General features: G+C 72.3%; 11 protein-coding genes. 6 read left to right on the forward strand and 5 right to left on the reverse strand.

Translation table 11 applies throughout. From position 1 onward, the window contains the following. Nucleotides 1-58 precede the first annotated feature (58 nt). Nucleotides 59-1,312 (reverse strand): aromatic acid exporter family protein, encoded by a 1,254-nt coding sequence (locus ACIBK4_RS15210; protein WP_398995125.1) that lies wholly within the window; start codon nucleotides 1,310-1,312, stop codon nucleotides 59-61. A 115-nt stretch (nucleotides 1,313-1,427) separates the two neighbouring features. Here ACIBK4_RS15210 and ACIBK4_RS15215 point away from each other — a divergent pair, with 115 nt between their 5' ends. Then, entirely contained in the window at nucleotides 1,428-2,021 is a 594-nt protein-coding gene (locus tag ACIBK4_RS15215) for a TIGR03086 family metal-binding protein (RefSeq protein ID WP_398995126.1), read from the forward strand. Nucleotides 2,022-2,028: 7 nt separating this feature from the next. Here the strand turns inward: ACIBK4_RS15215 and ACIBK4_RS15220 are convergent, their stop codons facing one another. After that, the gene (locus ACIBK4_RS15220) at nucleotides 2,029-2,595 is read right to left on the reverse strand and encodes a CGNR zinc finger domain-containing protein (RefSeq protein ID WP_398995127.1); all 567 of its coding nucleotides are present in this window, start codon (nucleotides 2,593-2,595) and stop codon (nucleotides 2,029-2,031) included. Nucleotides 2,596-2,778: 183 nt separating this feature from the next. Here ACIBK4_RS15220 and ACIBK4_RS15225 point away from each other — a divergent pair, with 183 nt between their 5' ends. Beyond that, the gene (locus ACIBK4_RS15225; protein WP_398995128.1) at nucleotides 2,779-3,780 is read left to right on the forward strand and encodes a zinc-binding alcohol dehydrogenase family protein; all 1,002 of its coding nucleotides are present in this window, start codon (nucleotides 2,779-2,781) and stop codon (nucleotides 3,778-3,780) included. 2 nt (nucleotides 3,781-3,782) lie between these two features. On the opposite strand, the gene ACIBK4_RS15230 is transcribed toward ACIBK4_RS15225, so the two are convergent. Further along, entirely contained in the window at nucleotides 3,783-4,277 is a 495-nt protein-coding gene (locus ACIBK4_RS15230) for an FBP domain-containing protein (protein ID WP_398995129.1), read from the reverse strand. Between the two features lie 119 nt (nucleotides 4,278-4,396). On the opposite strand from ACIBK4_RS15230, the gene ACIBK4_RS15235 reads away from it, so the two are divergent. Then, entirely contained in the window at nucleotides 4,397-5,347 is a 951-nt protein-coding gene (locus ACIBK4_RS15235) for a DUF3626 domain-containing protein (RefSeq protein WP_398995130.1), read from the forward strand. On the opposite strand, the gene ACIBK4_RS15240 is transcribed toward ACIBK4_RS15235, so the two are convergent. Together ACIBK4_RS15240 and ACIBK4_RS15245 are read right to left on the reverse strand one after the other, a co-directional pair. Continuing rightward, nucleotides 5,278-5,919 carry a PAS domain S-box protein gene (locus tag ACIBK4_RS15240; RefSeq protein WP_398995772.1) on the reverse strand — a complete coding sequence of 214 codons (642 nt, stop codon included), beginning with the start codon at nucleotides 5,917-5,919 and terminating at the stop codon, nucleotides 5,278-5,280. The genes ACIBK4_RS15235 and ACIBK4_RS15240 overlap by 70 nt on opposite strands. Nucleotides 5,920-6,011: 92 nt before the next feature. Next, a complete protein-coding gene (locus tag ACIBK4_RS15245) occupies nucleotides 6,012-6,443 on the reverse strand; it encodes a DUF6234 family protein (RefSeq protein ID WP_398995131.1) in 432 nt (143 codons plus the stop codon). 194 nt (nucleotides 6,444-6,637) lie between these two features. Between ACIBK4_RS15245 and ACIBK4_RS15250 the strand changes: the two genes are divergently transcribed. From ACIBK4_RS15250 to ACIBK4_RS15260, 3 genes are all read left to right on the forward strand, one after another. Next, nucleotides 6,638-9,814: a cytochrome P450 gene (locus tag ACIBK4_RS15250; RefSeq protein ID WP_398995132.1), complete on the forward strand. Its 3,177-nt coding sequence runs from the start codon at nucleotides 6,638-6,640 to the stop codon at nucleotides 9,812-9,814. Between the two features lie 24 nt (nucleotides 9,815-9,838). Next, complete coding sequence (locus ACIBK4_RS15255) at nucleotides 9,839-10,804, forward strand: phosphotransferase family protein (RefSeq protein WP_398995133.1); 966 nt, start codon at nucleotides 9,839-9,841, stop codon at nucleotides 10,802-10,804. A gap of 110 nt (nucleotides 10,805-10,914) precedes the next feature. Next, nucleotides 10,915-12,204, forward strand: coding sequence for an ROK family transcriptional regulator (locus tag ACIBK4_RS15260; protein ID WP_329263081.1), 1,290 nt, complete (start codon nucleotides 10,915-10,917; stop codon nucleotides 12,202-12,204). Nucleotides 12,205-12,212 lie beyond the last annotated feature (8 nt).

A 12,212-nucleotide genomic window follows, 5' to 3' on the forward strand; every position in this document is an offset into this window, starting at 1 on the left:
CGCCCGCCCCCCTCGTTCCACCGCGGGAGACCGGTCGGCCCGCCCCCAGGTGACTTCGTCACCTAGAACGATCGGTGCCCTCGCCCCGGTTCCTGCGCAGCCGATCCGGCACGCCGACCCGCTCGCGCAGCCAGGTCAGCCACGGCAGGCGTTCCCGCTGTTCGGCGGTGCACCGGTCGAGTTCCTCAAGGAGCCGGCGCGAACGGTGCTCGGTGTCCAGCTCGTCCAGCATGCGGTTGACCTCGGTCAGCATGGCACCCAGCAGCTGCCACTGCGAGGCATCGCGCTGGACCTCCTCCAGGAGCAGCTGGGCCAGCTTGTCCCGGGTCGCGGCGGCCGTGTGCAGCTCGGCGGTGAGCCGCGACTCCGCGGACTCGGCGCTCACCGTCACATCGGTGGTCACCAGCACCGCGAAACTGACCACGGCGTCCCCGATCTCGGACAACAGCTGTTCTACGGCGGCGCCCGTCGGCGGTGCGAACAGTGGCTCGGGGTCGCGCTGTTTCGCCAGGTCGGTGAAGGTGCGGGCGAGGACACGGAGCACGACCGTGCAGATCTCCAGCGTGTCCAGGCCGGTCCGCAGCACGACCCGGTGCAGCAGTCCCTCCCGTACGCGCGGATTGAGCCGCAGGCTGTCCTCGGCCTGCCGCAGGGCCGCGTCCACCTCGACGATGTCGTGGTCGAGCCGGCGCGCCTCGTGCAGCCGAGCGGTGGCGTGGTCGACGGGCGTACGGCCCGCCGCCTCCTCGCCCATGCGCCGCATCAGCCGCCGTAGCCGACGGGCCAGGCCCTCGATCGACTCGCCGGCCTCGTCCACCCACACCGGGGGAGCGAGCAGCAGATTGCAGCCGAGTCCGACGACCGCGCCGATCAGTGTCTCGACGACCCGTGCCCAGGCGGTGTTCCCGACCGTGGTGACCCCGAGGACCAGCATCGCGCTGATCGCCACCTCGGGCACGTACTCGTCGACCTTCACCAGCCGCCCGACGACCAGCGCGGCCACGATCAGCAGCGCCAGGCTCCACCAGGTCAGACCGACCAGCAGGCTGAAGGCGATGGCGACGAGGACACCCGCGACCACGGCGTTGACGCGGCGGATGCCGTTGGTGAGGGTGGCGTAGAGGGTGACCTGGACGACGAGGAGCGCGGTCAGGGGAGCGGTCAGCGGCGCGGGCTCCGGGCTCAGGCGCAGCGCGACGACGTACGCGACCGTCGCCGCGGCCGCCGACCGCAGCGTCTGGACGACCACCGGGTCCCGGTGCCGCCCCACGAACCGCACCAGCGGCGCCGTCCACTCCCGGACATCTCGCATCCTTGGCCTATTCCCTCTCACCAGATGCGCCGAACGTTTCTCTTGAGGACAGTAACTGTCCGCAAGCGGTCCTAGATTGTCGGTACCGGACAGAACAACGGGGAGGGGAACGTTCATGACGAACATCCAGGGCATCGAGGTACTGACCCGCTCGCACGACTATCTGCGCGAGGTGGTCGCCGCCGTGCCCGAGGCGGCCTGGGCGGCGCCGACGCCGTGCACCGAGTGGACGGTACGGCAGGTGCTCAACCACGCGCGCATCGACCAGCAGGCCTACGGCCTCGTCCTCACCGGCGGCCGGCCCGACTCCGACCCCTTCCACCCGGCCGACGCCCTGGACGGCGACCCGGTCGCCGAACTCGACAAGGTGCTCCGCATGGTGGCGGACGCGTACGCGGACCTGCCCGCCGACGCCGAGCAGGTGCCGACGCCGCTGGGCCCGATGCCCCTCCCGTTCGCCGCGGCGACGGCCGCCATGGACGCGGCCGTGCACGCCTGGGACATCGCGGTGGCGACGGGCCGGAACCGGCCACTGAGCACGGAGCTTGCCGAGGGCATCTGGCCGGCCGCGGAACGGATCGTCGACCAACTCCGCGACGCCTACCGGGTGTTCGCCCCCGCACGCGAGGTGGCGGAGGGCTACGACAGGGCCGAGACGCTCCTCGCCTTCCTCGGCCGCGACCCGCACTGGACGCCCGCCGCGTCCTGATCCCTCTTCACTCGGTCACGGCGGCCCGGCTGCGCGACCGGTAGCCCGCGATCTTCGCGAGGTTGCCGCAGCGGTCCATCGAGCACCAACGGCGGCGGCGGGCCTGGGAGTCGTCGAGGAACAGCAGTGAACACTCCGGGTTTTCGCACTCCTTGACCCGCTCCAACAGCGAACTGCCCACCAGCAGAACGCCGTCCCGGGCCACCGTCGCCAGCGCCGCGCGCGCCGGATGCGCCGACTTCCAACGCCGGTCGCCCAGTTGAGGCGCGAGATCCGGACGCGCGGCGGCCTCGTTGACCCGCTCGACATCGCCCGCCGCCGGTTCCCGACCGGCCATCGCGTCCCGTACGACACGGTAGAGCGCCTCGCGCAGGGTGCGCGCGTCCGTCAGCTCCCGGGCCGTGACCCGTACCGGTTCCGTACCCGCCGACAGCTCCGCCTCCGTGATCCACGCGGCCAGGGACGCCGGATCGGGGAGGCGCTCCACGGGGGTGCCGTGCCGTTTGCCGAGCGTCGCCACGAAGTTCAGGCAGGGGCGACCGCCGATGAACGGAAAGGCGAGCGGGAGGGGCATGCCGGTGAGCTTACCTCGCGTACACCGGTTCATGCGGTGTACGCCAGGGGTGGCCGGTCGGCGGTCGACGGCACCCCACGAGCCTTGACACCGGTTCGTGCGGTGTCGCATGGTGACACCAGTTCAACAGGTGTCGGTCGGATCGGTCCGGGTTCGGCGGCCGTGACAGGGAGCGGGTGCGGTATGCGTGCGGTGCGGATCGACGAGTTCGGCGGGCCCGAGGTGCTGGTACCGGTCGAGGTGCCCGACCCGGTCGCGGGGCCCGGGCAGGTGCTGGTGCGGGTCGCCGCAGCGGGCGTGAACCGCGCCGACGCCCTGATCAGGTCCGGGAACTATCACCGGGCCGGGAAGCCGCCGTTGATCCCCGGAGTGGAGGGAGCAGGGACGGTCGCCGCGCTGGGGGAGGGCGTCACCGGCTTCACGGTCGGACAACGGGTCGTGGCCCTCGACGGCATCAACTCACCCGGTTTCTACGCCGAGTTGGCGGCCGTACCGGCCACGCAGGTCGCCGCCCTGCCCGACGGGATCGAGCTCACGCACGCCGCCGCGCTGCCCGTCGCCTGGCTGTCGGCCTGGTACTGCCTGCGGCACCTCGCCCGGGTCACCAAGGAGGACACGGTGGTCGTGAAGGCCGCGGCGAGCGGGGTCGGCAGCGCGGCCGTACAGATCGCAGCCGAGACCGGTGCCCGGGTCGTCGCCCTCGCCGGATCACCGGAAAAGGCAGCCTGGGCAGGGGAGTTCGGCGCCCACGCCACCCTCGACACGTCCTCCTGCCCCGACGACGCCGAGGTCGACGAGGTGCTGCGGCTCACCGGCGGCCGGGGCGCGGACGTCATCCTCGACACCGTCGGAGGCCCGGCCTTCGGGCGCAGCCTGCGCGAGATCGGACACGGCGGCCGGGTCGTCGCGCTCGCCAATGTCGCCCTGGAGCCGAGCACCGTCGACACCCGCGACTTCTACCCGAAGAACGCGTCGATCCTCGGCTTCCAGCTCACCAACCTCCAGATCCACGGCGGCTACGACCCCCGCCCGGACCTGCGTGAACTCGCCGAGCGGGTGGCCGCGGGCACCTACAGGGTGCCGATCGAGACCGTCGTACCGCTTGCCGAGGCCCGCGCCGCCCACGAGCGACTGGAGCGCCGGGACAACCGGGGGAAGATCGTGATCGCGGTACCCGGGGCCTGACCTCAGACGTACAGCTTGTCCAGGAACGCGGTCAGATTGCCCACCGTCCGGTCGATCTGCTGCTCCACGGTAAGGCTCTCCTCGATGCGGATGCCCGACTCGGGGATCTTCTTCCCGCGCACATAGAGGGAGCAGGCGAGGTCGGTGCACATGTACAGGCCGACGGAGTTGCCCTCGCGGCCCGCCGGGCCCGCCTTGCGCGCGGTCATCAGGGAGACGCCGCCGCCCGGGTGGGTCGTCACGCACAGGGAGCACATGCTCCGGTGCAGAAAGCCGCGCTGCGAGGACGGGAAGCGGAGCGTGACGCCGATCAGCCCGTCCGGCCGCTCGGTGACGAGGTAGCTGCGGTCCGGTGCCCCGGGATCTCGCCAGCCCAGGAAGTCGAGGTCGGCCCAGGGGCGGGTGTCGAGATCGCGGGGGATCGCGAGCCGCTTGGCTTCGCCCTTCGAGCAGTTGACAAAGGAGTTGCGGATGTCCTGCTCGGCGAGTGATCTCATGGGGGAGTCTCCTGGGGCGGTGCCCGTGGGGGCGATGTCCGTTGGGGTGGTGCCTGTTTCCGAAACCTAGGGGCTCTAGGTTTCGGTCCAGGGTAGTGAGGCGAGCGGCGGAGGAGCCAATGGATTTCGGAGGCGTCGAGGGTGACGATGGCGTCGGGGCACGGCAGGCGCGGGCGCTGCGGCATGTGGCCGAGGGGTCGTCGGGTCCGCCCGTCGACCCGCGCCTGCGCATCACGCTCAACTTCCATCCCGACCGTACGGCGACGCCGACCGGCCGCCCGATCCTCGACGCGCTGGCCCAAGACGGCACGTACCACTCGCAGTTCGTCACCGGCACCAGCAACGGCGGCCTCACCGCGCACCCCGGCGGCGACCGTTGGCGCTGGGAGAGCCGGATCTTCGCGGGTGCCTACGACGGGGCGCCCGCGCCCGAGCGGCCGGTGTACGGTGCGTTGAACTTCCGGCGCCAAGTGGTCGGCGCCGCACCGCGGTTCGGCTCCTCGCACTTCCGGCTGACCGGTGCGACCCTCGCCCGTGCGACCTTCTGCTACCCCGACAGCGCGGCCGAACCGACGGACTTCGGCGTCGCCTCCGGCATGTCCCTCATCGCGCTCGCCGAAGCCGACGCGGACGAACAGGACGCCCTGAACGACTACATCGAGACACAGGTGCACGGAAGCGTCGTCCTCGCCCGCGACGCGGAGGCCCTCGTCCTGGACGCCTGCTACCGCGGCACCCCCGTCGAGACCGCCGCCCGCCGTCTGCCCTGCCCCGTCGAATGGCACCCCGGATACCGGCTCACCGTGGGGGAGTTGCACCGGCACGCGGACTACCGGGGCCAGGAGTACGCCGACCTCGGCGCCCGGATCGCCGAGCGCGGGATCGTCGACCCGAGGGTCATCGGCGACGCGGCCCGCACCGGCCGCTACGAACTCCAGGACCTGAAGATGGTGTGGCACACCCTCGCCCGCTTCGGGGCACCGGAGGGTGCGGGAACGGCCTACCGCTCGCCGGTGTCCGCGACGGGCACCGGCGGCCACACTCCCGGCGTGAGCACCCCAAGTGCATAGGCGCGGGCGACCAGTTCGGTACGGTTCGCCGCGTTCCAGCGGGCCGACAGGCGCCGTAGGTGATAGGTCACGCCGTCCGTCGTGAGGCCGGTCTCGCGGGCCGCGTGGGCCGTGGTGGCGCCGCCGGCGAGGAGCGCCAGGATGCGGGCCTCGATCGGGGTGACCTGCGCGGGGGTGTCCTCGCCGGGTCCGCCGTCGCGGGGTTCGCCCTCGCCGGGTCCGCCGTCGCGGGGTTCGCCCTCGCCCTGTACGCGCAGCATGACCAGCAGCGCCGGTGTCTCCTCGACCGTGTCGCTGACCGGGTCGGCGGTCAACTCCCCATAGCGTTCGGCGCCGTTGGGGGCCCGCCACCGTACCGACACCTGGTAGCGCGACCGGTGTCGCAGCCGCAGCGCCTGCGCGATCCGGTCCACCTGTCCCGACTCCTGCGGCCGGAACAGGTCGAGCACGTCCCGGCCGCGCAGCCGCCCCGGCGTCGTACCGCACTCCGCCGCCATCGCGGGATTCGCCGCCTGCACCGAGCCGTACACGTCACACACCGCGACCGGCACCGCCACCCGGTCGAAGAGCATCAGGGCACGGTTGCGCCACACCACGCCCTCTCTGCGGGTCCAGTCCACCCGTACCTCCTGCCACGTCCTCGCGCACTACATCATCATGCGGCTCAGTGGCACGTCCCACTGCCGCTGAGGCACGGCGTGTGAAGGACGGTCGGGGTGGGTGTGGGGTCCGGATGCGCGCGGTCGTAGTCCTGCTGCGAGCCCGTGAGCAGGGCGCCCAGGAGCAGGGCGAAGAGGAGGTGCGACACCAGCGTCCACGGTGCGCGCGACAGCGCCGCGAGAACGGCCAGGGCGAGTACGACGTAGAGGAGGACGGCCATCTCGGCGATCTCCGCGCGCGCCGCGGCGTCGATCTCGTCCGCGTTGTCCTGCGCGGCCCAGCCCTTCATGCCGTAGCTGAAAATGATCCATGCCAGGACGACGGCTTCGCCGACGAACAGGGTGACGGCGGCGATGACGTCCGAGGCGGTGGACGTCCTGCTGGACCAGGGTCGTCTGCTGCGCGGAAGCGGGCGTTCGGGCAGTGCCTGAGTCATGGGCCCACCCTGCCGGGGCGGTCGCGGGGTGCGCATGAGTACGCGCACTCAGTTAGCCGGACCGTGCCGTCCGCGCAAGACGCCATCCGTGCTTTTCACTACACGATCGTGTAGTCCCGTGGCGCGGGTCGCCGGGGTGGGGCGAGCACGCTGGAGTGCAGTACTTCCGTACCGCGAAAGGCAGTTGTCGCGCCATGCCCCCCACCGCGCCGCACCCCCAGCCCGTCGACGCCCTCCCGGGTGTCCCCGTCGTCGACATCACCGCGACCGGTCCCGGCCGCACCCCGATGCAGCAGATCATGGAGCTGATGCGCCGTCACGGACCCGTGTTCGTACGGCGGTTGCACGGCAGGGACGCGCTGTTCGTGAGCGATCTGGACCTGGTGACCGAGCTCGCCGACGAGCGGCGGTTCGCCAAGCACGTCGGGCCCGCCCTGGAGAACGTCCGGGCCTTCGCCGCCGACGGACTCTTCACGGCGTACAACGACGAGCCCAACTGGGCCAAGGCGCACGACATTCTGATGCCCGCGTTCGCGCTCGGCTCGATGCGCACCTACCACCCCGTGATGCTGAAGGTGGCCCGCCGGCTCGTCGAGGCCTGGGACCGCGGCGCCCGTGACGGGCAGCCCGTCAACGTGCCCGACGACATGACCCGGATGACCCTCGACACCATCGGACTCGCCGGATTCGACTACGACTTCGGGTCGTTCGAGCGGGCCGAGCCGCACCCCTTCGTCGAGTCCATGGTCCGCTGCCTGGAGTGGAGCATGACCCGGCTGGCGCGCGTCCCGGGCGAGGACCACTCGGCGGCCGACGCGGCCTTCCGCGCCGACGCCGACTACCTCGCGCAGGTCGTCGACGAGGTCATCACCGCCCGCACCGGCACCGACCAGGGCGACGCCGAGGACCTCCTCGGGCTCATGCTCAGCGCCGAGCACCCGGTCGACGGCACGACGCTCGACACAGCCAACATCCGCAACCAGGTGATCACGTTCCTGATCGCGGGCCACGAGACGACCTCCGGCGCGATGTCGTTCGCGCTGTACTACCTGGCCAAGCACCCGGCCGTGCTCCAGCTCGTGCAGCGCGAGGTGGACGCGCTGTGGGGCGACACGGCGGACCCGGAACCGACGTACGACGAGGTCGGCCGGCTCACCTACACGCGCCAAGTCCTCAACGAGGCACTGCGGTTGTGGCCCACGGCCGCCGCGTTCAGCCGGCACGCGCTGGAGGACACGGTGCTCGGCGGACGCATTCCGCTCAGCGCCGGGCAGGCCGTCACCGTGATCGCCCCGATGCTGCACCGGCAGCCCGGCTGGGGCGACAACCCCGAGCTGTTCGACCCCTCGCGCTTCACCCCCGAGGCGGAGGCGACCCGCTCCGTGCACGCCTTCAAGCCGTTCGGCACCGGTGAACGCGCCTGCATCGGACGGCAGTTCGCGCTGCACGAGGCGACCATGCTGCTCGCGATGCTCGTCCACCGCTACCGGCTCCACGACCACGCGGACTACCAACTCACGGTGAAGGAGACCCTCACCCTCAAGCCCGACGGCTTCACGCTCACCCTCACCCCGCGCACCCCCGCCGACCGCGTGCACACTCCGCTGCCCGGCGCCTTTGAGACCCCCGTGACTCCTACGGCCGACACGGCGACCCTGCCCGCCCGCGTCCGCCCCGGCACCTCGGCCCTCTTCCTGCACGGGAGCAATTACGGCACGTGCCGTGAGTTCGCCGCCCAACTCGCCGACGAGGCAGCCGTGTTGGGCTGCTCGGTGGAGGTGGCGCCGCTGGACGCGTACGCCGACGGTCTGCCCACCGACCGGCCCGTCGTCATCGCCGCCGCCTCGTACAACGGCCGCCCCACCGACGACGCCCTCGCCTTCGTCGCCTGGCTGGAGGAGACCCACGACCTCGACGGCGTGATGTACGCCGTCCTCGGCGTCGGCGACCGCAACTGGGCCGCCACCTACCAGCACCTGCCGACCCGCATCGACACCCGCCTCGCCGAACTCGGCGCCACCCGCCTGACCGACCGCGCCGCCGCCGACGCCTCAGGCGATCTCACCGGCGCCGTACGGGAGTTCACGACCCGGCTGCGCACGGCACTTCTGGAGACGTACGGCGATCCGGACGCCACGGAGGTCCAACCCGTGGAGGAGATCTCTGCCTACGAGGTCCGCACCCTCACCGGCGGCCACCTGGACGCCCTCGCCGAACGGCACGGCCTCGTCCCGATGACCGTCACGGAGGCCCACGACCTCACCGCCCCCGGCCACCCGCGCCGCAAGCGCTTCGTCCGCGTCGCCCTGCCGGACGGCACCACCTACCGCACCGCCGACCACCTCACCGTCCTGCCCACGAACGCGCCGGCCCTCGTCGAACGCGCCGCCACCGCCCTCGGCGTCGACCTCGACACCGTGCTCGACATCCGTCCGGCCCGCCCGCGCCGCGACGGCCTGGCGGTCGACCGCCCCGTGACGGCACGTCAACTCCTCACTCACTACGTCGAGTTGCAGGACCGCCCGACCGCCGGCCAACTGGTCGCGCTGGCCGCCGCCAACCCCTGCCCGCCCGAGCGCACCGCCCTGGCCGCCCTCACCGACGACCCGCGCACATTCGTCGAACTCGTCGAGGACCACCCGGCGTTGCGCGGCGCCCTGGACTGGCCCACGCTCCTGGAACTCCTCACCCCGCTGCGCCCCCGGCACTACTCGATCTCGTCCTCGCCCGCCGTCGACCCCGGCCACGCGGACCTCATGGTCTCCCTGTTGGAGGCCCCGGCCCGCTCGGGCAAGGGCGTCTACCGGGGCACGGGTTCCGGCCACCTCAACACCGTCGCACCCGGCGACACGATCTACGCCCGCGTCCAGCCGTGCCGCGAGGCCTTCCGGGTCGACGACTCCACCCCGGTCGTGATGATCGCGGCGGGCACCGGCCTCGCCCCGTTCCGCGGCACCATCGCCGACCGTACGGCGGCCCTCGCGGCCGGGGTCCAACTCGCCCCGGCTCTTTGCTACTTCGGCTGTGACGCACCGAACGCCGACTATCTCCACGCCGACGAACTCCGCACCGCCGAGAGCGCCGGAGCGGTCTCACTCCGCCCCGCCTTCAGTTCGGCCCCGGAGGGCGGAGTGACCTTCGTCCAGCACCGCGTCGCCGCCGAGGCCGACGAGGTGTGGGCCCTGTTGGCCGCGGGCGCCCGGGTGTTCGTCTGCGGCGACGGCTCGCGGATGGCACCTGGCGTGCGGGAGGCGTTCCGTACCCTGTACCGGGACCGCACGCCCGGCGCCGACGACACCGCCGCCGAGCAGTGGCTCAACACGCTGATGGCGGACGGGCGTTACGTCGAGGACGTGTACGCCGCCGGCTGACCGAGAGGGAGAGGTGGGCGCACGGTGACGGACTCCGCGGAGCGAGCCCGAGAGGTACTCCGAGCGGCGGGCATCCCGCCCGGCGACCTCGCCCACCTCCGCCCCCTCGGCGGCGGCACGTACAACACCGTCGAGGAACTCACCCTCACCGACGGCACCCGCTACGTCCTCAAGACCGCGCCCACCGCCCCCGGCCTCGCCCATGAGCGCCAACTCCTCATCTCCGAGGCCGACTTCTACGGCGCCGCCGCCAAGGCCGGGGTGGCGGCGCCGCGTGTCGTGGTCCTCGACGGCGACACCCTCCTGATGACGCTCTGCCCCGGCGAACCCTGGGACGACACCCTCACCGAGCCCGAAGTCACCGACCTGCGCGGGGAGTTGGGCCGCCAGCTGGCCCGCCTGCACGAGATCACCGGCCCCGGCTTCGGCTACCCCTCCGGCGCCCTGGGCCCCCTCGCCCCCGACTGGCGCACCGCGTTCACCACGCTCTACGACGCGGTCCTCGACGACACCCGCCGCTACGCGGCCTGGCTGCCCCTGCCCGCCGACGACATCGCCCGCACGGCCCGGTCGGCGTACGACGCCCTGGACGAGGTCACCGTCCCCTGTGCCGTCCACTTCGACCTGTGGCAGGGCAACATCCTGGTCGACCGTACGACCGGAACGCCCCGGATCGGCGGCCTCATCGACGGCGAGCGCATGTTCTGGGGCGACCCGCTGGCCGACTTCGTCTCCCTGGCGCTGCTCGGCGACATCAGGACGGACGAGGCGTTCCTCGCGGGCTACCGGGAGGCGGGCGGCCGGGCCGAGTTCGACCGGTCGGCCCGGCTCCGCTACGCCCTCTACCGCAGCTACCTCTACCTGATCATGCTCGCGGAGACGGTCCCCAGGGAGTTCGGCGAGGAAGACAACCGTTGGCGCCGGGAGCGGGTCGCCCCCGAGCTGCTCGCCGCCCTGCGAGAGATCGACGAGACGGCTTCCACCCCGTAGTGTGCATTCCGCCCCTTAGTTCAGGGCGTGAATTAAGAGGGCGGGGAAAGTCGCGCCCGGCGGGGCCGCAGGAGTATCTTGCAGGTCGGGCAGGGTTCGGAGGGAGCCACATGGCGGGGCGGAACGGGCGCACGGTACGCGACCTCAGGCGGGCCAACCGCACGGCCGTGCTGCAACGGCTGTACTTCGACGGACCCCTCAGCCGCTTCGAACTGGGCCCGGCGACCGGACTGAGCTCCGGCTCGGTGAGCAACGTCGTCGCGGACCTCGTCGCCGACGGACTGGTCGAGGAGGCCGGCAGCGTCGACTCCGACGGCGGCCGCCCGCGCACCCTGCTCCAAGTCGCCCCGCACAGCGGCCACATGATCGGCGTCGACGTCGGCGAGACCCGCGTCCGCGTCGAGCTCTTCGACCTCACCCTCACCGAACTCGCCCGCGCCGAACGCCCGTTGGAGCAGCAGCGCTACGAGGTCGAGGTCATCGTCGGCCACATCCGCGACGGCATAGCCGAGGTCCTCGCCGCCGCCGACATCGCACCGGAACAGCTCCTCGGCGTCGGCATCGGCGTCCCCGGCATAGTCGAGCACACCCCGGACCACGGCGCCGTCGTACACGGCCAGACGATCGGCTGGGACGCCGTCCCCCTCGAAGAACTGCTCCGCTCCACCTCCCAACTCCCCGACGCCGTCCCGTACTTCATCGACAACGGCGCGAAGACCCTCGGCCAGGCGGAGATGTGGTTCGGCGGCGGGCGCGGCGCGCGCAACGCGATCGTCGTCCTCTTCGGTTCCGGCGTCGGCGCCTGCCTGGTGACCCCCGAGGTGGAGCACGGCCGGGCGGTCGAGTGGGGCCATCTGACCGTACGGGTCCGCGGCCGCCGTTGCCGCTGCGGCGCCCTCGGCTGCCTGGAGGCGTACGCGGGCGCCGAGTCGCTGCTCGACCGCTGGCGCGAGCAGGGCGGCCGCCCGCCCGAGGGCACCGACGAGGAGACCGCGATGACCGCGCTGCTGGTCGCGGCCTATCCGCCCGAGGGCACCGAGGCCGACCCCGTCGCGCTCGCCGTCCTGGAGGAGACCGCCGAATACCTGGGCGCCGGCCTGTCCGACCTGATCAACCTCTTCCAGCCCGAACGCATCCTCATCGGCGGCTGGGCCGGACTCCAGCTCGGCTCCCGCTTCCTGCCCGCCGTCCGCCACCACGCCACCGCGTACGCGCTGCGCCACCCCGCCGGCCGCGTGACCATCGAGCTGGGCCGCCTCGGCCCCGACGCGGTCACCGTCGGCGCCGCGATCCTCCCGCTCGCCGACTTCTTCGCCCGCGGTGGCCGCCGCGCCGAACCCGAACCCGAGGGCCCACCCCCCGCCTGGCGGACGGCACTTGAGGAACGCGCCCCGCACTGAGCGGACGC

Source organism: Streptomyces sp. NPDC050528 (genome assembly GCF_044457795.1).
Classification (GTDB): Bacteria; Actinomycetota; Actinomycetes; order Streptomycetales; family Streptomycetaceae; genus Streptomyces.